The following is a 22,014-nucleotide window of genomic DNA, read 5'->3' on the forward strand; positions in this document are numbered from 1 at the left end:
TCGCGACGCAGTAGGCCGTACTCAGGTGACTTGCGTGACCGACAAACGCGACTATAAAGACGACTACCCCGACAAGACGCTGTACATTCCCGGCCCGACCGAGGTGCGCGAGGACGTCATCGAGGCGATGTGCGAGCCGATGTTCGGCCACCGGATGGACCGGATGACCGACCTCTACACGACCATCGTCGAGGACACGAAGGAGTTCCTCGGCACCGACAACGAGGTCATCGTCCTTACGGGGTCGGGAACCGAGTTCATGGAGAGTTCGATTCTGAACCTCGTCGACGAGAACGTCCTCGTGACGACCTGCGGGAGCTTCAGCGAGCGTCAGGCCAACGTCGCCGAGCGCCTCGGGAAGAACGTCGACACCCTCGAGTACGACTGGGGCCGGGCGGTCAAACCCGAGGACGTCCGCGAGGCCCTCGAGGAGCGCGATACCAACTACGACGCCGTCACCTGCGTGATGAACGAGTCTTCGACCGGCGTTCGCAACCCCATCGAGGAGATCGGCGACGTCGTCGCCGAGTATCCGGACACCTACTTCATCGTCGACGCCGTCTCCGCGCTGGGCGGCGACTACGTCGACATCGACGCCCACGGCATCGACGTGCTCTTTACCTCCGTCCAGAAGGCCTTCGCCATGCCCCCCGGGCTGGCAGTCTGTGTCGTCAGCGACGAGGCCTACGAACGCGAACTCGAGTCCGAGTCGGCGTCGTGGTACGGCGGCTTCCAGCGCTCGCTGGACTACTACGACCGGAAGGGCCAGACCCACTCGACGCCCGCCATCCCCGTCATGCTGGCCTACCGCAAACAGATGAAACACATGCTCGCGGAGGGCCACGATACCCGCGACCAGCGCCACCGCGAAATGGCCGAATACACCCGCGAGTGGGCCCGCGATCACTTCGCGATGTTCCCCGAGGAAGGCTACGAGTCACAGACCGTGGCCTGCATCGAGAACACGCAGGGCATCGACGTCGCCGAGACGATCGCGACCGTCGACGAGGAGTACGACATGGTCTTCTCGAACGGCTACGGCTCGCAACTCGGCGAGCAAACGTTCCGCATCGGTCACATGGGCGAACACGACCTCGAGTCGATCAGGGAACTGACCGACGCGATCGAAGACGTCGCCGGACTGTAGGGGGCATTCGGGACTGCCGATCGGTCCCGTCAGGACTGTGTCTTCGGTGTCGCTTCACACGGCAGCGAGCGAAGCCCGTACAGGCTCCGTAGCGGGCGCAAATCCGTTCGGTCCACTTCGATCCGATCGAATCGATCGAATAGCCCCTCAAGTGCGACGTCCGCTTCCAACCGTGCGAGCGGAGCGCCCAAACAGTAGTGGACCCCGCTTCCGAACGACACGTGACGATTCGGTTTCCGCTCGGGACGGAACGATTCGGGCGCATCGAAGACTTCCGGATCGCGATTCGCGGACCCCAGCCAGACCGTTACGATCGCTCCAGACTGAATGTGGTGGCCGTTCAATTCGACGTCTTCGGCGGCGATGCGGCGCACCGATTGGACCGGCGATCGGTATCGGAGCACCTCTTCGATCGCGTTCTTCCGATCGATTTCTCCCGTCCGAATCGCGTCCATCAGTCCCTGCTCTTCGAAACACCACACGGCGTTCGTGAGCAGATTCGTCGTCGTGATATTCCCCGCGAGAAGAAGCAGCATACAGAATCCGATCCGCTCTTCGGTGGAGAGTTCCTCGGTCGTCGCCGCCAGCGTAATGAGGTCGTCGCCGTCGCCTGTCCGACGGTCTTCGAGCAACTCCGCGAAGTATTCGCCCATCTCTTTTCGGGCCTGTTCCCGTTGCCGTTGGACTCGCTCGACCGACGCGCTCGTGTTATCGGGACGTGCGATGAGCGAATCCGACCAGTCTTTGAACTGCTCTCGACGTTCGGAGGGAATGCCCAGCAATTCGGCGATAACGATCACGGGAAGCGGAACCGCAAACTCGTCGACGAAGTCGAATTGGCCGTCGCCCTCGATCTGAGCCGTCAGTTCGTCCGTCAACTCCGCTATTCGCGATCGGTAGTCCCGTATCGATCCCGGTTGAAACCGTTCGTTGACGAACCCTCGTAATCGCTCGTGTTCCGGCGGATCGACGCCGATCATCGTCTCGAGTATCGTGCCACCGTCGTCTTCGGTACTGGTCGCGGAATCGACGGCGGCTTGCCCCCGGTCAGCCGTAAACGCGTCGTGATCGTTGAGTACGCGCTTGGCGTCGTCGTACCGGAAGACGTCCCACGTTTGCCGTTGCTCGTCGAAGTGGACGGGGGCTTCCTGCCGCATTTTCGCGTACCACTCGAACGGGTCGAGTTGCCCCTCTCGACTGCGTATCGCTTCCGGTGGCTGCCGCATTTCGACGGCCGAATCGTCTGTCGACATGAGTTAATTGACCAGTTAATAAGCCATAGTCTTTTTGTGTATTAGGATAGATATTTTCGGTATCGAATAACGAAAAGCCGGGTCCTCGCGGCGAGAGGCGGACGATAACGGCCACTCGATCGGTACCGCGTTCCCACGGCTCGGTCAAGCAGGATCGGCAGCGCCGAACGGACTCGACGGAGACGGGCAGCGTTAGTCTTCGCGGGAGATATCCGCGATGATCGCATCGATTAACGTCCGAATTCGCTCGATGTCGTCCCGGTTCGTCGTCGTCCGGGCGTGTATCCCTTGCTGGAGGAGAAAGAAGATGTGGTCCGCCGTCTGTTCCGCATCCACCGGACGGAACCGATCGGTTTCGATTCCGGCGCGGAGTATGCGGGCGAGTGCCGCCCGTAAGCGCTCTTCTACCTGCGTCGTTTCGCGTCGAAAGTCGCTGTCCCACGTCGCGTGCGCCCACAATTCGACGTACACCCGTGACGCCACCGTCTCCATGTCCGCCGGCGGAGAGGACATGGCTTGCTCTCCGTGCGTCGGATTCAGCATCTGATCGACGAATCGTCGTAGCTCTGCTTCCGGATCGGTGAGCGGACGTTCGGCTTGCCGTCCGACGAATAGCTCGACGAAGACATCGAGCATCGACAACAAGAGCTCGTCTTTGCTGTCGAAGTAGTGATATATGATCGACGGATTTTGTCCCAACTCTTCCCCGATGTCCTTGATCGAGAGGTCCGCGTAGCCGTGTTTCCCGAGCGCACGAAACGCGGCCTCTCTGATTCGCTGTTCGGTTTCTGGCTGCCCGCTCATCCTATACTCGGTATGCGGCCGGAGGACTATAAGGGAATTTCACTACGGAATACCGGCGACGCAGGTACCGTCCGGCGGTTCCGACTCGCGGTGAGACGCGTCCGCCGTCTGCGGGTCGACGGTCGATCTGAAGAACACGGCGGCCGGCGGGGATGACGGCGTCTCGTCTCTCCTTATAAATGAACTCGAAAAACGTGGCGGGGTCCGACCCCGAAGCGAGTCACTGAATGTGACCTTCTCGCCGAAGCTGATCGGCCTCGCTCTTCTCGTAGCGCCAGGTGATATCGGCCTTTTCGTCCTGCCAGTCCCAGGGTTCGACGAGGACGACGTCGTCCTCGCGGATCCAGATGCGTTTCTGCATCTTGCCGGGGATGCGCGCGGTGCGCTCGGTCCCGTCGGCACAGCGTACCTTGACCCGATTCGCCCCGAGCATGTTGGTGACGGTCGCGAAGACCTCGTCGTCCTCGGGCATCCGGAGGTTCTTCCGACCGCCGTCGCCGTCGTCGCTCATGGCCGAGGATTCTCGTTCGATCGGTTTAACCCTTTATCGTTCTCGCCCGCGGCTTCCCGGCGGCTGACGGCTCATATCGGACCCGCAGACGCGAAACCATGCCGTTTATTCCGCTCGCCTTTGGAGCCCTGCATATGATACGAAACCTCGGCGCGCTCGGGATCGTCGGCGTCCTGCTTCTGCTCGCCGGTATCGGTCTCATCGCGTCACAGAACCTCCTGATCGCCCTTGGGATGGCGCTCATCGTCGGCGGCCTCGGACTGGTCGTCAAGTCGCTGATCTCGGGAATGCTCCAGAACTTCGGGATGTTCTGATCGGTCTCGAGCATCCGATCACCCTCTCCGGCTCAACCATTTTGCGTCTGCATCTCGAACGCCGGCTATGGCGTACACGCTCCAGTACTACGATCTCGTGTTGGTCGGTATCGGGGTGAGCCTCGGGCTTGGAGCCGTCGTCGGCTACGCGACGCCCGTTCCGTACCCGGCCGCGATCGTCGCACTCGGCGTCGTCGCAATCGGGTTCATCGCCCACGCGCTGTTCGTCAACGGACCGGTCGACGACGCCGAGGATCTGACCGAGGAGATTCCGCTCGAGGAGGTGCCACAGGCGCTGTCGCCGATGGAGTCGGCGGACTAACCGGCGTTAGACCTCGTTGTCGCCCGCGCGATGCTCGCTGATGAGCTGGTCGACCATCGCCGCCTTCCGGTCTCGTCGCCTCGCCTCGGCCCGCTCGTGCCAGTCGTCGATGACCGCCTCGACGTCGTCTTCGCGGGCGACGGCGAGTTCGTCGACCTCCTGCATGGCAACGTCGTCGGCGGGACCGACCGGGATCTCGGCGTCAAAGAGGAGTTCGTCTGCGATCTCCGAGAGGCCGCCGTCTTTGAGGATCACGCGGGGCTCGAACTCCGCGAGCAGTTCGGCCGTCGACCGGCCCGCGCCGCTGGCATCCCGGAGGTAGACCACGTCGCCGGCGGCGATGCCGTACTGTTCGTCGGCCTCGCGGATCGCGCCCTTGGTGAACTTCTCGACGACCTTGACGGGGACCAGCCCTTCTTTTTTCGCCGAGACGTCGCTGAAGTTCGAGTGGTCGAGCTTCCAGAGGGCCTTCATGCGCTCAACCTTTTTCTCCAGGGCCTCGACCTCCTCGCGGGCGTCGTCGCGCTCGCGCTCGAGCCGGTTTGCCTTCCGCTCCAAGCGGCTGACCTCGCGGTCTTTGCGGATTTCCTTGCGCTCCTGGCGTTTGGCACCGCTGAGGCTGTTCTCGAGTTCGTGAATTCGTTCGTCGCGGTCCTCGATGCGTCCCTCGAGCGTTTCGACGTGGGACTGGAGGCGCTCGACCTGGCGTTCTAGGTCCTTGATCCGCTGTTCTTCCTCCGTGAGCTCGCGGGGTTCGTGTTCGGTCGACTCCTCCTCGCCGCCGTCGTCGTCGTCGGTTAGGTCCCGCAGGACGGCCTCGACGCTCTCCTCGCCGGCGACGACGCGGGCGGTGACCTCGCCGCGGTCGAGTCCTGGCGGCAGTTTGGCGGCGATGCGCTCGAACTGGTCCTCGTGGGCGTCGATGGCGTACAGTGCGGCGGCCATCGCGTCACGCTGGTGGTCGTCGTCGTACGGGTGGTCGCGGGTGCGGTGCTGTTTCTCGTCGACCGGCAGATCGCTGTCGGGGACCCAGCCCGCGGCGTCGAAGCTCCGGCGGAACTTCTCGACGGTCTCGGGCATCGGCGTCACGTCGGCCGCGACGACGATCGGCCGGCCGCGCTCGACGATCCACTCGATCACGTCGGCGGTGTCGCTGGTGCGCGAACTCCAGACGTCTAACACCTCCCCCTCGAGACCGACGATGGCGACGGCGGTCGTCGTCCCGGGGTCGATCCCGACAATGACGTGGTCACGCCGTTTGACGAGCGGCTGGAACTCGATGCCGTCGCGGCGCTCGCGCTCGATTTCGACGCGGACGTCGCCCGATCGGTTTCGGGAGACCGGAATGTCGTCGGGCCGGGCTTTGACGGTGAAGACGGCGTTCGCGTAGCCGCCGTAGGACTCGCGGACGTCCTTTTCGTACTCGAGGTTCTCGTCCTCGAGGTCGGACTCGACCTCGCGGGCTCGTTTCCGGACCGAGCCGTGGATGCGGCGGGTGTATCGGTCCTCGCTCCAGCCGCCGCTGCCGGTCGAGCGTCCTCTCGAGACCTTGACCTCCGTGGTGTCGGTGAACGCCGACCCTTCGTGGCCGACGTTGTGGGCGGCCAGCCGCGCGGCGGCCTCGGCCTCCTGCATCGGATCCTTTCCGTAGGGAACGTTGTGGCGTTTCGCGACGCGAGAGAGCGGCTCGGGCTGTTCGGCACCCGTCACCTGGACGAGACGGGTGCCCGACGGCAGCGAGCCGAGGAAGTGGATGAGCTGATCCTTGTCGGCGGCCAGCTCGTACATGTTGTCGGTCGCGACGATCGCCGGCTCCTCGTCGTCGATAAGTCGCCTGAGTTTCCGGTGGGAGACGACGTTCCGAACGACGTCGTCGCCGTCGTAGACGGCCAGTGCGTACGATGGCGCGTCACCGCGCACGTCACCGCTTTGGATGTCGACACCGAAGACGACCGCATCGAGCGCACTCGTTCGCGTACTCACAGGGGCCTATAGGGACGAGTCGGCTATAAATCCGGCGCGGGTTCGCAGGACGCTCAGCCGGTGGGCTCACGCCCCGCCGTCGGGGTACGGAATCTCGAGGGCCTGCCCATCCTCGGGAACGAACACGTCCTCGCCGTCGCCCGCGAAGACCTCGCGGGCCTGCGCGAGGTGGTCGTCGGTCTGGCCGGCATAGCGCGAGGAGATGTGCATCAGCGCCAGCCGTTTTGCACTGGCCCGATTCGCGATCTCGGCGGCCTGTCGCGCCGTCGAGTGGGCGGTGTCGGCGGCGCGTTCGGCCCTGTCGTCGGCGAACGTGGCGTCGTGGATTAGCAGGTCGGGCTCGGCGGTGGCCTCGATCGTCGCCGCCGTCGGCCGCGTATCGCCCGTGTAAACGATCGAGCGGCCGGGTCGGGGCTCACCGACGACCTGTTCGGGGTCGACGACGGTGCCGTCCTCGAGTTCGACGGCCTCGCCCTCGTGGAGTTTCGAGAACTTCGGACCGACGGGGACGCCGAGGTCCTCGGCGCGCTCGCGGTCGAACCGGCCCTTGCGCTCGTCCTCGACGAGCGCGTAGCCGACCGAGCGGGCGTCGTGGTCGGTCTCGAACGCGCGAACCTCGTACTCGTCGGCGCGGTAGGCGACGTCGCCGTCGCCGACCTCGTTGATCCGCACCGGAAACGTAGGGCGGTTTCCGAGGGCGTTGACGAGGGATTTGAGCTGGCGGCGCGTCCCGTGTGGGGTGTGGATCGCCAGCGCGTCCTCGCGGTCGTTGAAGTCCATCGTCTGGAGCAGCCCCGGAATCCCGAGGACGTGGTCGCCGTGGAGGTGCGTGACGAACAGCTGTGAGACGGAAAAGCCGGTCCCAAAGCGCATCATCTGGCGCTGGGTGCCTTCTCCGGCGTCGAACAGTAGCCCCTCGCCCTCGCGGGCGACGAAGACGCTGCTCGGGTTCCGCTCCGTCGTCGGAATCGCGCCGGCCGTCCCTACGAACGTCACGCGCAGTGGCATCGATCGATCTTCGGCGGGCCGCGGCTAAACCGGCTTCGGATCGCTCGAGCCAGAGCGACTCCAATTCGTTCCGGTGCCGGTCGCGGCCGACCGCGAGACGCGCGTTTGTCTTCTCGAACGACGCGATTTGCACTGCCGGGACTGTGCTACCAGGTGTCACTGTATTCGTCGCGGGTGCCGATCGGTCAGTGACCCGTTCGGTTCGGATCCCTGTTCGTCAGGCCCGCCCGACGGACCGTGTTCGTGGACAGTAGTAACTGGCGACTATTCGAGCGAGACGTCGCGAACCAATTCGGCGTCCTGCAAACGGACTGTGCGTTTTACGTCCGTCGAGTCCAAATTCGGAGGCGACGACACCCCAAATGAGTTCGAGACTGACGTTCGGCACGGTCAAGCAGGCCGGCGCGATCCTGATCGCAATCGCGATCGTCGTCGCCGCCGGCATCGTCGTCGGTCAGGCCCCCGCCATCTTCGGCGTCGAAGAGAACCCGCGGGCCTCGATCACGTTCAAAGATCAGCAGCACAACGGCACCACCGTCACAATTCGGAAGGTGACGCTCTCCGAGGGCGGCTACGTCGTCATCACCGACGGTGGCGACGAGCCACTCGCCGTCTCCGAGTACCTCGAGGCGGGCACCCACGAGAACGTCACGGTCGAGCGCCAGGACGACGCGACGCGAGAACTCGTCGGCCAGTTGACCGCGACGGTACACCGGGATACCTCCGAACAGGAGGGCTACGCGTACGAGGAGACGAGCGGGGAAGAGGATCAGCCGTACCTCGAGGACGGCTTCCCGGTCAGCGCGAGCGCGACGGTGACGTCGACCGACGAGAACGCGCGCACCGATTCGTTCCTCGTCGACTCGATCGACGCGCCCGCGGAAGCGACGACCAACGAGACGATCGAGGTGAACGCCCGGATCCACAACCCGACCGAGTACCAGGCCGAACAGCCCGTCGAGGTCCGCATTGACGGGGTCGTCTACGAGCGACAGGTACTGGAACTCGAGGGCGGCGAGGCCCGGAACGTGACCCTCGAGACGGACACCCGCGGCGCGCCGCCTGGAAACCGGACGATCGGGGTCTACACCGAGGACGGCGGTGCAGTCACGCAGATTGACCTCGCGTTCCACACCGAGCCAAGCGTTGCCGTCACCGATGCGGGCAACGAGACCGTGACCGTCTCCGCGGCGATCCCCGAGCGCGGATTTGTCGCCATAGAGCAAAACGGGACGATCGTGGGGACGAGCGACGAACTCGCGCCCGGCGAACACGAGAACGTCACCGTCGAGCTGTCCGACGACGCGGCGATCGGCCAGCGCGAAGCAGTGACGGCGACCCTTTACGCGGGCACCCCCAGCAACGTGAACGCAGCCTCGCCGATCACGTTCGAGGGCGAGACCGTTCAGACGACGGTCACGCTGGCGGAGGCGGCCGACGGTGAATCCGGCGGCGATGCGAACGCGAGCGCCGACGGCAACGACTCAGGGGACAACTCGAGCGGCGGCTAATCGGCTGCCGGCTGGCCCGTCTCCGTCGGGCGCGCTCCGGCCGCCGAACAATCGACCGATTCTTACCCGCGCCGTCCCTATCTCCCGGCGATGGACGCGCCGCTGTGGACCGACACCCACGCCCCCGAGCTGGCCGAGTTGCCACAGGACGACGCTCGCGAATACTTGGAGCGAGCCGTCGAGGAGCCGATCAACCTCCTCTTGCAGGGTCCACCCGGGAGCGGGAAGACGGCCGCGGCGCGTGCGCTCGCTCGCAAAGCCCACGAGGACCCGGACAACGACTTCGTCGAAATCAACGTCGCGGACTTCTTCGCCCGAACCAAGACCGAGATCAAGAACGACCCGCGATTCGAACACTTCCTCGTCGGCCGCTCGTCGATGTCCAAACGGGACATGATCAACCACGTCCTCAAGGAATCGGCGAGCTACGCGCCCGTCTCGGGCGGCTACACCACGATCTTGCTGGACAACGCCGAGGACGTCCGCGAGGACTTCCAGCAGGCGCTGCGCCGGATCATGGAGCAACACCACCGGACGACCCAGTTCATCGTCGCCACGCGCCAGCCCACGAAACTCATCCCACCGATCCGCTCGCGGTGTTTCCCCGTTTCCTTTCGCTCGCCCTCGAGCGAGGAGCTCGTGACCGTCCTCGAGCGCATCGTCGAGCAAGAGGAGGTCGACTACGACGCGGACGGCCTCGAGTTCGTCGCGGGCTACGCCAACGGCAACCTTCGGCAGGCGATTCTGGCGGCACAGACCACCGTCGAGGACGCGGGCGAACTGACGATGAGCGCAGCCTACGAGACCCTCGGCGAGGTCGGCCTGGACGACGAAATCGAGTCGATGATAGACGACGCCGAGGCCGGCGACTTTACCGACGCCCGATCGACGCTCGACGACCTGCTCGTCGATGAGGGGATAGACGGCGGGGAGGTGCTCGAGGCGATCCTCCAGATCGCTCGCAAACGGTATCAGGGCGATCGGCTCGCCGAAATCCACCGGCTCGCCGCGGACGTCGAGTTCGAGATGCACGAGGGGACGAGCGACCGGATCCACGTCTCGCACCTGCTGGCGGAGTTGGGTCGGGACGCTTGATCTCTCGCCGAGACCCGTCGCCGAGCCACTTTTTGCTCTCACCCTCGGCACGCTGGGTCGCGGTGAGTCGCCGACGAACCGCGACGTGACTCGCGAGGGACGATCGACCGCCCGCAGGGAGGGAGTGAGTCGGCTGGGGAGGTCGTGGACGCTCCTCGGTGCCGCGAGTGCAACGTTCGGTCTCGTCGATTCGGGCCGAACGTAACGAACACCGGTCCGTCGATTATCGATTCCGCCGCTCGAGCACCAGCACGTATCGCGTCAGCGACCGGTGGACCCGACGCTCGAACGCCGACTCGAGTTCCCACCCCGCGGCTCGCGCCTCGCCGGCCCACGAGCGATCGGCGATCACGACCGCCCGTGGCGCGACTCGGTGGGCTTCGGAGAGCGCACCGGCGACGAGATCCTCGAGCCGGTGGGTGTCGATCTTCGACTGGCGGCCGTAGGGTGCGTCGAAGACCACGCCGTCGACCGCGTCGTCGAAAAGCGGCAGCCGGGTCGCGTCGCCGCGGCCGACGTGCCACGCGCCGCGCTCGACGCCGATCGGCGAGGGCTCGTCGCGTGCGAGGAAGTGCCGTAAGTTCGTCCGCGCCCCGGTGGCCATCTTCGCCTGCGCGTCGGTGCCGATGACATCCGCGCCGACGAGGCCGGCCTCGACGAGGACGCCGCCGGTGCCACACATCGGATCCAGAACCGTCGCGCCCGGCCGCGCACCGGCGATGTTCGCGACGGCCCGGGCGAGCAGCGGGTCCATGCTCCCGGGCTGGAAGAAGGGTTTGTCCGTCGGCGCGCGGCTCCCGAAGTCGCGGACGCTCTCGGCCGCGAGCCAGCCGAGCGCGCAGACGGAGACCCGTTCGCCCGTCGGCTCGTCGCCAGCTTCTCCGTCTGCGTGCTCGAGCACGTCACCTCCGCCGGCATCGAGCACACCCTCCGAAAACGCGACCCGAAGGACGTGGTCTGGCTCCTCGAGGTCCACCGCAAAGCCCCGATCAACGAGAAGTTGCCCGAGTTCACGCTCGGCTCGGTCGGTGCTCACGCCGCTCGAGCCGTGGACGTCGGTCGCGCGCACGGCGACCGAGCCCTCGCGGTCGATTGTGGCGGCCTCGAGGACGGCGCGGGCGCTCGCGAGGTCCGCGTCACCCCGGCCCAGCAGGTCGCTCGCGCGGCGGGTGTAGGCGAGCCCGCGAACGCGTTCGGGGCTGATCACACGCGCGACGGCGAGACCGGGGGCGATCCGTTCGACGCCGCTGGCGGCACTCTCCGCTTCGCGGGCCGCGAACGGGTCGTCCTCGCCGCCTAGCTCGAGCAGGTACACGGTCGATGGTGGCCGGCCCTCGGGTATGAGGCTGCCGTTTTTCGGGGATCGATTACGGATCATCTCCCCGATGGCCGTTCTTCCACCGTCTTTCGGCGGCCAGCGCTCTGCTATCGTGGCGACACGGAAGCGCCACGTCCTCCCCAGCCGATCTCACTCCCGCCGGGCGGTCGTTTATCCACTGGCAGACGAAGAGCGTCGTCCAAGCCACTCGCTCACGAAGTTCGCGAAGACCTCGCGCCTCATCGACCATCAGTGAGCGGCCAGCGAACTGTGGTCAGCGCGCGCCATAGCACCTCGACCGTCGGATCTGAAGCGAGATACCACCGCTGCGCATGCAGGCAGCCGAAAACCGGCAATGTTCGCAGGTCGGCCCCGACCGTATAAACCGGATATATCAGGTGGCGGTACCAACCTTTATAAGCCTTAAATACGTTTTTTAAAGCGACTAATGACGGATCCGAAGGACACCATCAACATCGAAAACGTGGTGGCGTCGACCGGCATCGGGCAGGAACTCGACCTCCAGAGCGTCGCGATGGACCTCGAGGGGGCCGATTACGACCCCGAGCAGTTCCCCGGTCTCGTCTACCGCACCCAGAATCCCAAGTCCGCCGCGCTGATCTTCCGGTCGGGGAAGATCGTCTGTACCGGCGCGAAGAGCACCGACGACGTCCACGAGAGCCTGCGTATCGTCTTCGATAAGCTCCGCGAACTCCAGATTCAGGTCAACGAGGACCCCGAGATTGTCGTCCAGAACATCGTCACGTCAGCCGACCTCGGCCGGAATCTCAACCTGAACGCGATCGCCATCGGCCTCGGTCTCGAGAACATCGAGTACGAGCCCGAGCAGTTCCCCGGTCTCGTCTACCGTCTCGACGAGCCCGAGGTCGTCGCGTTGCTGTTTGGCTCCGGCAAGCTCGTCATCACCGGCGGCAAGAAGCCTGAAGACGCCGAACACGCCGTCGACAAGATCGTCTCTCGGCTCGAGGATCTGGGCCTGCTCGAGTAACGCCGTCCGTTTTCGTCACCTGCCCGAGCCGATACCGACGCCACCGCAGTACCAGCCGCCGACGGGCGCGCCGTGAACGACCGCCGCGCTCGACGTTTGCGGTCCTCGTTTTCACCGACCTCCGGCCGGTAGTCACGGCTTACCACCGGTCGAGACCTCGGTCCGTGTTCTGTTTCGTCACCAGTCACACGAATCGCCGTCGCTTTCACCGGATTGTCGATCGTTCAATCTCGCCCGAGTAGGCCCGACTCGACTGAACCGAGTCGGATTCGTCGAAACGACCGGTCGCGTTTATCCGGATCTCGGTCGCTGACTGTCACGTGCCCATGACGATCCATCCAGAGCGACCGACGACCGGTTCGGATCGGGTTCACCTCGGTACTGACGGTGCGATCGGGTACCGCCCCCTCCCGCGGAAGACGATCCGCGACGTGCTCGAGAGCGATCGCCGGCGCGAGGTGATCCGCTGTGCGCTTGCGACCGACGAGCCGATTTCGGTCCGCACGCTGGTCGGTCGACTCGCCGACGCGGAGCACGATCCGACGGTCGGGACGACGATCCATCGGCTTCGCCAGCGAATTCACACGTCGCTGTGCCGAACTCATCTCCCGTTGCTCGAGGACCACGATATCGTTCGCTTCGACCGGGTTCGAAACCTCGTCGGCCCGGCCACAAACTGCTCGGCGTTCGAATCCCTCCTCGAGTTTGACTCCCTCGAGCGGCCGATCGCCGCCCGGCTGAAATAACCTCGTCGCGACGGCTCGCGCCGGCCGCTCACTCGACGAGTCGCTCGATTTCGGTCACCAGAATATCGCTCGCGCCGGCCGCCTTGACCTCGGTGATCGTCTCGAAAACGTCGCTTTCGTTGACGACCGCGTGGACTGCGACCTTCTCCTCGTCGCCCTCGTCGGCAATCTCCATGATCGTCGGGCCGCCCATCCCCGGAATGACGTCGCGGACGTCTTCGAGTCGTTCCTGTGGCACGTTCATCATCAGGTAGCGCTTCCCCTCGGCGTGTTTGACGGAAGACAGCGCGGTCCGGACCTCCTCGACTTTCGGCTCCTCGAGGATGTCGTCGCGGCCGAACAGCCGGACGGAACTCTCGAGCACCTCGTCGACGACGGCCAGCCGGTTCATCTTGAGCGTCGTGCCGGTGCTCGTGATGTCGACGATGGCGTCGGCCATCTCGACGTGGGGGGTCAGCTCCGTCGCGCCCGAGACTTCGACGATGTCGGGTTCGACGCCGGTGTCGGCGAAGAAGTCTTCCGTGATGTTCGGAAACTCCGTGGCGACGATCTTGCCCGCCAGGTCGTCGACGGACTCGATGTCGCCGTCCTCGGGCGCGGCGAGGACCAGTCGGCAGCGCCCGAACTCGAGGTCGAGCAACTCGGAGACGGTGTCGACGCGCGCCTCACAGACCTGATCGAAGCCGGTGATACCGAGGTCGGCCGCGCCGTCGGCGACGTACTCCGGAATGTCGGCCGCGCGGGCGAACAGCACGGTCACGTCGGGATCGACGGTGTCGGCGTAGAGTTTGCGGTCGGCACCGTTCTCGAGGTGAAGTCCCGCCCGCTCTAGGAGGTCGATCGTCGGCTCGTGCAGGCGGCCCTTGTTGGGAACGGCGATTCGCATATGTCCGGTGTTGGGTAGCGGCGGGGAATTGTCTTTTCATCCGGGCGAGCGGTCGGCTCGTGGCATGCCCGCTCCCGGCGACGGCCACCCCCAGCTCCTTGGGGCACGGCCCCGTATCTCATTCGAGGATGGAGTGATGGACGAGCACGATCACCGCGTGGACGACGACGGCGTGTCGGCTGCTGACCGCGAGCGGTCCGACCGGGTCGAGGAGTCGCTGCTCGAGGACGAGGCCGACGACGCCGAGCGCGCACACGACGAAATCCAGGACCGGCAGGAACGCGGGGAGGGCCACGCCGAACACGGAAATCGCGATCACGGTGGTGGCCACGACCACGGTGGCGGTCACGGCGACCACGGCGGCGGAATGCACGAGGGCCACGAGACGATGTTCCGGCGGCGGTTTTTCGTCTCGACGCTGCTCTCGATTCCCGTTCTGTTGTACAGCGAGGCGCTCCAGACGTGGCTCGGCTTTTCGGTCCCCGCGTTCCCCGGCAGCGAGTGGATCAATCCCGTCTTCGCGGTGATCGTCTTCGCCTACGGCGGTGTCCCCTTCCTCGAGATGGCCGTCCCCGAACTGCGCGATCGCGCGCCGGGGATGATGACGCTCATCTCGATGGCGATCACCGTCGCGTTCGGCTACAGCCTCGCGAGCGTCGTCGTCCCTACGGAGGCGGCGTTCTTCTGGGAACTCGTCACGCTGATCGACATCATGCTGCTGGGCCACTGGATCGAGATGCGCTCCGTCCGGCGGGCCTCGAGCGCGCTGGACGAACTGGCGAAACTCATGCCCGACACGGCCGAGCGGATCACGGATGACGGTGAGACCGAAGAAGTGCCAGCGAGCGAACTCGAGGCGGAAGATCTCGTCCTCGTTCGGCCCGGCGCGAGCGTGCCCGCCGACGGCGTCGTCGAGGAGGGCGACTCGGACGTGAACGAGTCGATGATCACCGGCGAATCGATGGCGGTCGCGAAGGAGCCCGGTGACGAGGTAATCGGCGGAACGATCAACGGGGACGGCAGCCTTCGCGTGCGGATCAGCGCGACGGGCGAGGAGACGACGCTTGCTGGCATTATGCGGCTGGTCGAGGAGGCTCAGTCGAGTGAGTCGAAGACGCAGGCGCTGGCCGACCGCGCCGCGGGCTGGCTGTTCTACGTCGCGCTCGGCGCGGCCGTCGTCACGGCCGTCGCGTGGACGATCGCGACGGGCTTCGATTCGGCGGTGATCGAGCGGGTCGTCACCGTCCTCGTCATCGCCTGTCCGCACGCGCTCGGGCTGGCGATCCCGCTGGTCGTCGCGATCAACACCTCGCTGGCCGCGCGCAACGGGATGCTCGTCCGCGACCGGATCGCCATGGAGCAGGCTCGAACCCTCGATACCGTCGTCTTCGACAAGACCGGGACGCTCACCGAGGGCGAACAGGGCGTCGTCGATATCGCGACCGTTGACGGCGTCTCCGAGGACGAAGCCCTCGCACTCGCCGCGACCGTCGAGGGCGATTCCGAGCACATGATCGCCCGGGCCATCCGCGAGGCGGCCGACGAACGCGGCCTCGAGACGCGTCCGGCAACCGACTTCGAGGCGCTGAAAGGTCGCGGCGTTCGTGCGACGGTCGACGGGGCGGCGCTTCGCGCCGCCGGAGTATCTCGCGGCGACGAACCGCGAGACGGCGAACGGGTCTCCGTCGGCGGGCCGAACCTGCTCGCGGAACTCGAGGGTGACGTGCCAGCGACACTCGAGCAGTTCGCAGAGCGGGCGGGCGAGAACGCACAGACCGTCGTGTATCTCGTTCGCGAGGGCGAGCGCAGCGAGCCCTCAGACCGAGCGAGTCGCGAGGAACGGCCGATCGCCGCGGTCGCGCTCGCGGACGTGATCCGCCCGGAGAGCTACCGCGTGGTCGACGCGCTCCACGAGTTGGGACTCGAGGTGGCGATGCTGACAGGCGACTCCGAGGACGTGGCCCACGCGGTCGCGGCCGACCTCGGGATCGACACGGTCTTCGCCGAGGTACTGCCCGAGGACAAGGACGCGAAGATCACGGAGCTACGGGAGCGGGGGAAAGCCGTCGCGATGGTCGGCGACGGGGTCAACGACGCGCCGGCGCTCGCGCGGGCCGACATCGGGGTCGCGATCGGCAGCGGAACGGACGTCGCCGTCCAGTCAGCGGAGATCGTGCTGGTCCAGAACGATCCGATGGACGTGGTTCGGCTCGTGAAACTGAGTCGCGCGAGCTACCGGAAGATGCAACAGAACCTCGTCTGGGCCGCGGGCTACAACGTCTTCGCGCTCCCGCTGGCGGCCGGGATCCTCGCGCCGATCGGCGTTCTCCTCTCGCCGGCGGTCGGCGCGTTGCTCATGTCGCTCAGCACGGTGATCGTCGCGATCAACGCGCAGTTCCTCCGACGCGTCGACCTCTCCGTGCCGAGCCTACCGGGTGTCTCCGCGTCGGGAGAGCCGCGGCCGGCGGACTGAGCCGCGACTGTCTGACCGGTAGCCGGACCGACGCTCCCGCCGTCGCTCACGGGCACGACGGAGTCGGGAACGGGTTCGCGGACAGTCCGTGAGACGGCACACCGTCTCGATACCGAGCCCGGCCGTCGCAGCCGACCGCGCCACCGCGGTAACGCGGGCCGCTCGAGGCGCAGTCTGCCGCCGCGGCGTTATCGATCCCGCTCGAGCGCGTTCCGTCGCTGCTCGTACTCCTCCTCACTCAGGTCGCCGCGGGCGTACGCGACGCGCAGTTCCTCGAGTGCCCGATCGTTACCGCCCGGCCCGGCGATTGCGCGGTAGAGGAGGTAGCCCCCGCCGACGATCGCGATGAGAAACGCTAACTGCATCGCGACGGCGACGAGCGCCATCCAACCGGCTCCGGTTCCGCCGCCCCACATTCCGTGGCCCCACGTGCCGCCCATCATCGGGCCAAAGCCCAGCATTCCGAACCCCATGAACACCATTGGAAGTACGATGAGGGCACCGATGGCAATGAGGACGGCCGTGGCGAGTCGGGTGTCGCGTGTCTCTGCTGTCATGTGGATCACCGGCGACGGGTCGTCCGTCTCCACCTCGGAAAACGGTCTCCGTATTCAATGCAATTTTCCCTTCGAACCCAAGGTCGCTGTACGGATCACCTTCGATATGTACGGTTGTGCACGATTCGCTGACCGAATTCGAACCTGCCTCGCCGAAGCCGCGTACCGATCCGAACGTCTCGGCCTCGGCCGCTTTCGAAGCCACGGTGTACTCTGTCGGCTCTCGACCGCAGATTGGAGCGTCGTAAAACGGTGACTGGCTCGATTACGCCGATGCCTCGTAGCCGGCCTCGTCGACCGCTTCGACGAGCGCCGGCGTCTCAGCGTCGCCCTCGACGGTCGCCTGCTCCGCGTCGCGGTCGACGTCTACCGAGTTGACGCCGTCGACGTCCTCGAGCGCTTCTTCGACGGTCTGTTCACAGTGTTCACAGGACATGCCTTCGACGGTGATTGTCCGGCTCATAGGCTCATATACGGACTCGGGTTCTTTGTGCATTATCCTTTATAACCCGAAGCATGAGACGATACCCACTTTTGAATCGAAAGCACTATCCCCCGAACTCTTTGCCCTCGAGACCGAACGGCCAGTATGCGAGACCTCGACGAAACCGATATGGAAATCCTGCGGCTGTTGGGCGAGAACGCCCGCCGGCCGTACAGCGAGATCGCCGAGCGAGTCGGTCTCTCCGGACCGGCCGTCTCGGATCGAGTCGACCGCCTCGAGGAGGCCGGCATCATCGAGGGCTTCACCGTCGACGTCGATCAGTCACAGCTCCGGGCCGGCATCCCGGTGTTCGTGCGGGCGACCGTTCCCCCGAGCGTGGTCGACGACTGCAGAGCGGCGATCGCGGACGCTGACGCCGTCGAGCACGTCTTCGTAACCGCCGACGGCGAACTCTGGTTCTACGCGCGTGCACAGGTCCAGCGGGTCCGTGAGTGGCTCGACGGGCTCTTTCCCACCGACGGTGTCGACTACGCGGTGACGCTGCTCGACGACGCCGAGTGGACGCCGTCGCTCGACGGCACCTCGTTCGCGCTCACCTGCGCCGAATGCGGCAATACCGTCGACAGCGAGGGTGAATCGACCCGCATCGACGGCGAGGTGTATCACTTCTGCTGTTCCTCCTGCTCGAGCCGGTTCGAAGGTCGATACGAACGACTCGAGGAGGGGGCCTGACTTTCGATTCCAATTTCACTCGCTCGATCTGGTTTGGATTCTAGCCAGTAAAACGAGTAAAGCTGGCTCCCCTAGACGTTTGTAATGAGCACACGGACTACACACCTCGACATTCGGGGCATGAGTTGTGCGAATTGTTCGCAGGCGATTACCGATGCCGTAACGTCTCTCGACGGTGTGTACGAGGCCACCGCTAACTTCGCCACCGACGAGGGAACCGTCGAGTACGACCCCGAGGCAGTATCGCTCGCGGAGATCTACGGCGCGATCGAGGACGCCGGATACGACGCGGTGCGTGCGAGTCGGTCGATCGGCATCACCGACATGTCCTGTGCGAACTGCGCTGAGGCCAACGAGTCGGCCCTCGAGGACACTTCCGGCGTCATCGACGCCGACGTGAACTACGCAACCGACGAGGCGGCCGTCGAGTACAACCCGGCAGACACCTCGTTGTCGGCGCTTTACGAGGCCATCGAGGAGGCGGGTTACACGCCCGTCCGCGACGAGGGCGGCGAGGAGTCTGATCAGGAACGGCGCGACGCGGCCCGACAGGAGGAGATCCGCAAACAGCGCCGGCTGACGATTTTTGGCGCGGTCCTGTCGGCCCCGTTCCTGCTGTTTCTCGCCGACAAGTTCCTGCTCGGCGGAGACCTCGTTCCCGAGACCGTTTTCGGAATCTCGTTTGGCTGGGTCGAGTTCCTGCTCGCGACGCCCGTCTACGTTCTGCTGGGCCGGGAGTTCTTCGCAAACTCCTACACGGCGCTCGTCAAGAACCGGTCGGCCAACATGGACGTACTGATCGCGCTGGGCTCGTCGACGGCCTACCTCTACAGCCTCGTCGTTCTGCTGGACCTGCTCGCCGGCAGTCTCTACTTCGACACCGCCGCGATGATCCTCGTGTTCATCACGCTCGGTAACTACCTCGAGGCCCGTTCGAAGGGCCAGGCCGGCGAGGCGCTGCGGAAGCTGCTCGAGATGGAGGCCGAGACGGCCACGCTGGTCGACGACGAGGGGACCGAACAGGAGGTGCCCCTCGAGGACGTCACGGTCGGCGATCGGATGAAGGTCCGGCCGGGCGAGAAGGTGCCGACGGACGGCGTCGTCGTCGACGGGCAGTCGGCGGTCGACGAGTCGATGGTGACCGGTGAGTCGGTCCCCGTCGAGAAAGAACCCGGCGACGAGGTCGTCGGCTCGACGGTCAACGAGAACGGCGTATTGACCGTCGAGGCGACGAAGGTCGGCAAGGACACGGCGCTCCAGCAGATCGTCCAGACGGTCAAGGAAGCGCAGGCGCGCCAGCCGGAGATCCAGAATCTCGCGGATCGGATCTCGGCGTACTTCGTCCCCGCGGTCATCCTGAACGCGATCTTCTGGGGGCTGATCTGGTTCCTCTTCCCCGAGGCGCTCGCGGGCTTCGTCGGTTCGCTCCCGCTGTGGGGGCTGGTCGGCGGCGGCCCGGCCGCGCTCTCGACGTTCGAGTTCGCGGTTGTCGTCTTCGCCTCCGCGGTACTGATCGCTTGTCCCTGCGCGCTGGGGCTGGCCACGCCCGCGGCGACGATGGTCGGCTCCACGCTGGGCGCGCAAAACGGCGTCCTGTTCAAGGGCGGCGACGTCTTAGAGCGCGCGAAGGACGTCGACACCGTCGTCTTCGACAAGACCGGCACGCTCACCACCGGCGAAATGACGCTGACCGACGTGGTCGCGCTCGAGGACGACGGGGAGACGGCGACCGCCGCTGACGGCGGCGAACCGGCCGCCGACGGCGGCGCGCTGACCGCTCGAGCGGGTCTCGATCAAAACGAGGTGCTCCGACTGGCCGCCAGCGCCGAGCGCAACAGCGAACACCCGCTCGCGCAGGCCATCGTCGAGGGGGCCGCGGAACGCGGTCTCGAGCCGACCGATCCCGACGAGTTCGAGAACGTCCCCGGACAGGGCGTTCGGGCGACCGTCGGCGACCACGAGGTGCTAGTCGGCAACCGGCGGCTGCTCGAGTCGGACGGCGTCGATCCCGCGCCCGCCGAAGGGGCGATGGAACGGCTCGAGCGCGAGGGCAAGACCGCGATGCTGGTCGCGGTCGACGGCGCGGTCGCGGGCGTGGTCGCGGACGCCGACACGGTCAAGGAACGCTCGGCCGATGCGGTCGCCGCGCTGCGCGAGCGCGGCCTCGACGTGATGCTGATCACTGGTGACAACGAGCGGACGGCCCGCGCCGTCGCCGAGCGCGTTGGGATCGACCCCGAGAACGTCCGCGCGGGCGTCCTGCCGGAGGACAAGGCCGACGCCGTCGAGGAGATCCAGTCGTCGGGTCGAAAGGCGATGATGGTCGGCGACGGGGTCAACGACGCGCCTGCGCTCGCGGTCGCCTACGTCGGCACCGCCATCGGTTCCGGGACGGACGTGGCCATCGAGGCCGCGGACGTGACCCTGATGCGCGACGATCCGCTGGACGTGGTGAAGGCCATCCGAATTTCGGAGGCGACCCTCCAGAAGATCAAGCAGAACCTCGTCTGGGCGCTCGGCTACAACACCGCGATGATCCCGCTAGCCTCGCTGGGGCTGCTCCAGCCGGTCCTCGCGGCCGGCGCGATGGCGCTGTCGTCGGTGTCGGTCCTCTCGAACAGCCTGTTGTTCCGCCGGTACACGCCCGACCGGGACTACCAGCTGCTCGGTCGGCTTCGGCGCTGAACGGCGTCTCACAGCGTCGGCGAACGGGTATCGACCCGCTCGAGAAGTAGCGTTCGCGTTTCTGCGTTAGTTCTCCCGCGGCTTCTCCGTGGCCGTTCCGTCGCCGTTCCCGTTGGGGTTGCCCTTCTCGTCGTCCGTCTCCTCGTCGTCCTGCTCGTTATCGACGTCGCGGATTTCGACGTCCTCTCCGGTGCCGCTCTGGCTGATCACCGGCTTGAGGACGTACTTCCCGCTCTTGCCGGCCTTGTGGGGCGCGATGTCGTAGACGAAGTCGACCGACTCGTTATTGCCGATGGTGAACGTCGTGTGGAGCTGGAGCTTGTTGCTCGGCAGTTTCACCCGCGTCGTGGTCCCGTCGGTCAGGACGCCTTCGGTGTCGCTGACGTAGATGAAGACGGTCTCGTACTCGCCGGCCGGCAGCTCGAACGCGTCGATCATGGACGCGTTCGCGCCCTGCAGTTCGGTGAGGTCGACCGTCGTCTCGTTGACGTCGTACTCGACCCAGCGCTCCTCGGACGCGCCGTCACCGCCGTCGCCGCCTTTCTTCTCCTCACCGGACTCGGTCTCGTTGCCGGTTCCGTCGTCGGTGTTCGTCTCGTTCCCCGTCTCGCCGTCAGTCTCGTCGGCCGCCGTTTCGTTGGTCGATTCGGGATCGTCGTCCGCATCGCTCTCTTCGCCGTCGGACTCGTTTCCGCTGCCGTCGCTCGCGCTACCGACTTTCTTGAAGCCGACCTTCGTGATCGTCACGTTGAGATGCTCGAAGTCGTCGATGACGCTTGGCTCGTCGCTCACGTAGAACGCGGCCGTGCCGACGCCGCCGTCGCTCGAGTCCACCGTGGTTCCGTCGTCGTTCGTCGATTCCTGTGCTGGCTGTCCACCCATGCCGCCGGCACAGCCGGCGATGGCGACCAGCGCCGCAACGAGTACCAGTTGGATTGCGCGTCTATTCATACTCGATGAAAATCAGTTGCCCGAGGAAAAGAGGGGGGACGATACACGCCGTTCAGAATCGTTCAGCGGCGTAAACTGACCGAAACGATGGCCGATCGCCGTCGTTAGGGAGTCGCGCTCGCGCCCTCGAGTCGGACGGCGAACAGTGCTTCGACAACGGTGATATCGGACAGGACTTCCCTCGTAGGACGGAAGTGATGGCTCGATCGGTCTCTCCGCCGCTTCGCTGTGTTCTCTCCCGTACCCACGGACGGGGATCCACGA

The 22,014-nt window shown here is 65.7% G+C and carries 20 protein-coding genes; 10 read left to right on the forward strand and 10 right to left on the reverse strand.

Translation table 11 applies throughout. The features are described from left to right. Positions 1-34: 34 nt before the first annotated feature. On the forward strand, positions 35-1,147 hold the full coding sequence (locus ACJ70B_RS09240; RefSeq protein ID WP_408956707.1) for a pyridoxal-phosphate-dependent aminotransferase family protein: 1,113 nt from the start codon (positions 35-37) through the stop codon (positions 1,145-1,147). A 29-nt stretch (positions 1,148-1,176) separates the two neighbouring features. Here the strand turns inward: ACJ70B_RS09240 and ACJ70B_RS09245 are convergent, their stop codons facing one another. From ACJ70B_RS09245 to eif1A, 3 genes are all read right to left on the reverse strand, one after another. Next, on the reverse strand, positions 1,177-2,400 hold the full coding sequence (locus tag ACJ70B_RS09245; RefSeq protein WP_408956708.1) for a cytochrome P450: 1,224 nt from the start codon (positions 2,398-2,400) through the stop codon (positions 1,177-1,179). A gap of 192 nt (positions 2,401-2,592) precedes the next feature. Continuing rightward, positions 2,593-3,204 carry a TetR/AcrR family transcriptional regulator gene (locus ACJ70B_RS09250; protein WP_408956709.1) on the reverse strand — a complete coding sequence of 204 codons (612 nt, stop codon included), beginning with the start codon at positions 3,202-3,204 and terminating at the stop codon, positions 2,593-2,595. Positions 3,205-3,424: 220 nt separating this feature from the next. Then, complete coding sequence (eif1A, locus tag ACJ70B_RS09255) at positions 3,425-3,715, reverse strand: translation initiation factor eIF-1A (RefSeq protein ID WP_254762504.1); 291 nt, start codon at positions 3,713-3,715, stop codon at positions 3,425-3,427. 134 nt (positions 3,716-3,849) lie between these two features. Here eif1A and ACJ70B_RS09260 point away from each other — a divergent pair, with 134 nt between their 5' ends. Beyond that, positions 3,850-4,029, forward strand: coding sequence for a hypothetical protein (locus ACJ70B_RS09260; RefSeq protein WP_408956710.1), 180 nt, complete (start codon positions 3,850-3,852; stop codon positions 4,027-4,029). Positions 4,030-4,096: 67 nt separating this feature from the next. Continuing rightward, positions 4,097-4,351, forward strand: coding sequence for a hypothetical protein (locus tag ACJ70B_RS09265; RefSeq protein ID WP_408956711.1), 255 nt, complete (start codon positions 4,097-4,099; stop codon positions 4,349-4,351). A gap of 6 nt (positions 4,352-4,357) precedes the next feature. Here the strand turns inward: ACJ70B_RS09265 and ACJ70B_RS09270 are convergent, their stop codons facing one another. Both ACJ70B_RS09270 and rnz read right to left on the reverse strand, forming a co-directional pair. Then, positions 4,358-6,334: a DUF460 domain-containing protein gene (locus ACJ70B_RS09270; protein ID WP_408956712.1), complete on the reverse strand. Its 1,977-nt coding sequence runs from the start codon at positions 6,332-6,334 to the stop codon at positions 4,358-4,360. A 66-nt stretch (positions 6,335-6,400) separates the two neighbouring features. After that, on the reverse strand, positions 6,401-7,342 hold the full coding sequence (rnz, locus tag ACJ70B_RS09275) for a ribonuclease Z (protein WP_408956713.1): 942 nt from the start codon (positions 7,340-7,342) through the stop codon (positions 6,401-6,403). 362 nt (positions 7,343-7,704) lie between these two features. Between rnz and ACJ70B_RS09280 the strand changes: the two genes are divergently transcribed. Together ACJ70B_RS09280 and ACJ70B_RS09285 are read left to right on the forward strand one after the other, a co-directional pair. Then, complete coding sequence (locus ACJ70B_RS09280) at positions 7,705-8,853, forward strand: CARDB domain-containing protein (RefSeq protein WP_408956714.1); 1,149 nt, start codon at positions 7,705-7,707, stop codon at positions 8,851-8,853. A gap of 90 nt (positions 8,854-8,943) precedes the next feature. Next, positions 8,944-9,948, forward strand: coding sequence for an AAA family ATPase (locus tag ACJ70B_RS09285; RefSeq protein ID WP_408956715.1), 1,005 nt, complete (start codon positions 8,944-8,946; stop codon positions 9,946-9,948). Between the two features lie 223 nt (positions 9,949-10,171). On the opposite strand, the gene ACJ70B_RS09290 is transcribed toward ACJ70B_RS09285, so the two are convergent. Further along, entirely contained in the window at positions 10,172-11,263 is a 1,092-nt protein-coding gene (locus ACJ70B_RS09290) for a TIGR01177 family methyltransferase (RefSeq protein WP_408956716.1), read from the reverse strand. A 451-nt stretch (positions 11,264-11,714) separates the two neighbouring features. On the opposite strand from ACJ70B_RS09290, the gene ACJ70B_RS09295 reads away from it, so the two are divergent. Both ACJ70B_RS09295 and ACJ70B_RS09300 read left to right on the forward strand, forming a co-directional pair. Continuing rightward, positions 11,715-12,275, forward strand: a complete 561-nt coding sequence (locus tag ACJ70B_RS09295; protein ID WP_006671604.1) for a TATA-box-binding protein — start codon at positions 11,715-11,717, stop codon at positions 12,273-12,275. Positions 12,276-12,601: 326 nt separating this feature from the next. Continuing rightward, entirely contained in the window at positions 12,602-13,021 is a 420-nt protein-coding gene (locus ACJ70B_RS09300; protein WP_408956717.1) for a hypothetical protein, read from the forward strand. 28 nt (positions 13,022-13,049) lie between these two features. Here ACJ70B_RS09300 and hisG read toward each other — a convergent pair whose 3' ends face one another. Then, positions 13,050-13,907, reverse strand: coding sequence for an ATP phosphoribosyltransferase (gene hisG, locus ACJ70B_RS09305; RefSeq protein ID WP_408956718.1), 858 nt, complete (start codon positions 13,905-13,907; stop codon positions 13,050-13,052). 136 nt (positions 13,908-14,043) lie between these two features. Here hisG and ACJ70B_RS09310 point away from each other — a divergent pair, with 136 nt between their 5' ends. Further along, positions 14,044-16,380, forward strand: a complete 2,337-nt coding sequence (locus tag ACJ70B_RS09310; RefSeq protein ID WP_408956719.1) for a heavy metal translocating P-type ATPase — start codon at positions 14,044-14,046, stop codon at positions 16,378-16,380. A gap of 188 nt (positions 16,381-16,568) precedes the next feature. Here the strand turns inward: ACJ70B_RS09310 and ACJ70B_RS09315 are convergent, their stop codons facing one another. Then, positions 16,569-16,937 carry an SHOCT domain-containing protein gene (locus ACJ70B_RS09315; protein WP_408956720.1) on the reverse strand — a complete coding sequence of 123 codons (369 nt, stop codon included), beginning with the start codon at positions 16,935-16,937 and terminating at the stop codon, positions 16,569-16,571. Between the two features lie 265 nt (positions 16,938-17,202). Beyond that, positions 17,203-17,400 (reverse strand): heavy-metal-associated domain-containing protein, encoded by a 198-nt coding sequence (locus tag ACJ70B_RS09320; RefSeq protein ID WP_408956721.1) that lies wholly within the window; start codon positions 17,398-17,400, stop codon positions 17,203-17,205. 126 nt (positions 17,401-17,526) lie between these two features. Between ACJ70B_RS09320 and ACJ70B_RS09325 the strand changes: the two genes are divergently transcribed. Together ACJ70B_RS09325 and ACJ70B_RS09330 are read left to right on the forward strand one after the other, a co-directional pair. Next, the gene (locus ACJ70B_RS09325) at positions 17,527-18,114 is read left to right on the forward strand and encodes an AsnC family transcriptional regulator (protein ID WP_408956722.1); all 588 of its coding nucleotides are present in this window, start codon (positions 17,527-17,529) and stop codon (positions 18,112-18,114) included. 84 nt (positions 18,115-18,198) lie between these two features. Then, positions 18,199-20,799 carry a heavy metal translocating P-type ATPase gene (locus ACJ70B_RS09330; protein ID WP_408956723.1) on the forward strand — a complete coding sequence of 867 codons (2,601 nt, stop codon included), beginning with the start codon at positions 18,199-18,201 and terminating at the stop codon, positions 20,797-20,799. A gap of 66 nt (positions 20,800-20,865) precedes the next feature. Here ACJ70B_RS09330 and ACJ70B_RS09335 read toward each other — a convergent pair whose 3' ends face one another. Then, positions 20,866-21,750, reverse strand: a complete 885-nt coding sequence (locus ACJ70B_RS09335) for a DUF4382 domain-containing protein (protein ID WP_408956724.1) — start codon at positions 21,748-21,750, stop codon at positions 20,866-20,868. Positions 21,751-22,014: the final 264 nt, after the last annotated feature.

The sequence above is a fragment of the Natrinema sp. 74 genome (genome assembly GCF_046097095.1).
Lineage (GTDB): Archaea > Halobacteriota > Halobacteria > Halobacteriales > Natrialbaceae > Natrinema.

Coding starts and splice junctions, on each gene's coding strand:
- ACJ70B_RS09245 (WP_408956708.1), bottom strand. CDS start 2,400: ATGTCGACAGACGATTCGGCCGTCGAAATGCGGCAGCCACCGGAAGCG.
- ACJ70B_RS09250 (WP_408956709.1), bottom strand. CDS start 3,204: ATGAGCGGGCAGCCAGAAACCGAACAGCGAATCAGAGAGGCCGCGTTT.
- eif1A (WP_254762504.1), bottom strand. CDS start 3,715: ATGAGCGACGACGGCGACGGCGGTCGGAAGAACCTCCGGATGCCCGAG.
- ACJ70B_RS09260 (WP_408956710.1), top strand. CDS start 3,850: ATGATACGAAACCTCGGCGCGCTCGGGATCGTCGGCGTCCTGCTTCTG.
- ACJ70B_RS09265 (WP_408956711.1), top strand. CDS start 4,097: ATGGCGTACACGCTCCAGTACTACGATCTCGTGTTGGTCGGTATCGGG.
- rnz (WP_408956713.1), bottom strand. CDS start 7,342: ATGCCACTGCGCGTGACGTTCGTAGGGACGGCCGGCGCGATTCCGACG.
- ACJ70B_RS09280 (WP_408956714.1), top strand. CDS start 7,705: ATGAGTTCGAGACTGACGTTCGGCACGGTCAAGCAGGCCGGCGCGATC.
- ACJ70B_RS09285 (WP_408956715.1), top strand. CDS start 8,944: ATGGACGCGCCGCTGTGGACCGACACCCACGCCCCCGAGCTGGCCGAG.
- ACJ70B_RS09295 (WP_006671604.1), top strand. CDS start 11,715: ATGACGGATCCGAAGGACACCATCAACATCGAAAACGTGGTGGCGTCG.
- ACJ70B_RS09300 (WP_408956717.1), top strand. CDS start 12,602: ATGACGATCCATCCAGAGCGACCGACGACCGGTTCGGATCGGGTTCAC.
- hisG (WP_408956718.1), bottom strand. CDS start 13,907: ATGCGAATCGCCGTTCCCAACAAGGGCCGCCTGCACGAGCCGACGATC.
- ACJ70B_RS09310 (WP_408956719.1), top strand. CDS start 14,044: ATGGACGAGCACGATCACCGCGTGGACGACGACGGCGTGTCGGCTGCT.
- ACJ70B_RS09315 (WP_408956720.1), bottom strand. CDS start 16,937: ATGACAGCAGAGACACGCGACACCCGACTCGCCACGGCCGTCCTCATT.
- ACJ70B_RS09320 (WP_408956721.1), bottom strand. CDS start 17,400: ATGAGCCGGACAATCACCGTCGAAGGCATGTCCTGTGAACACTGTGAA.
- ACJ70B_RS09325 (WP_408956722.1), top strand. CDS start 17,527: ATGCGAGACCTCGACGAAACCGATATGGAAATCCTGCGGCTGTTGGGC.
- ACJ70B_RS09330 (WP_408956723.1), top strand. CDS start 18,199: ATGAGCACACGGACTACACACCTCGACATTCGGGGCATGAGTTGTGCG.
- ACJ70B_RS09335 (WP_408956724.1), bottom strand. CDS start 21,750: ATGAATAGACGCGCAATCCAACTGGTACTCGTTGCGGCGCTGGTCGCC.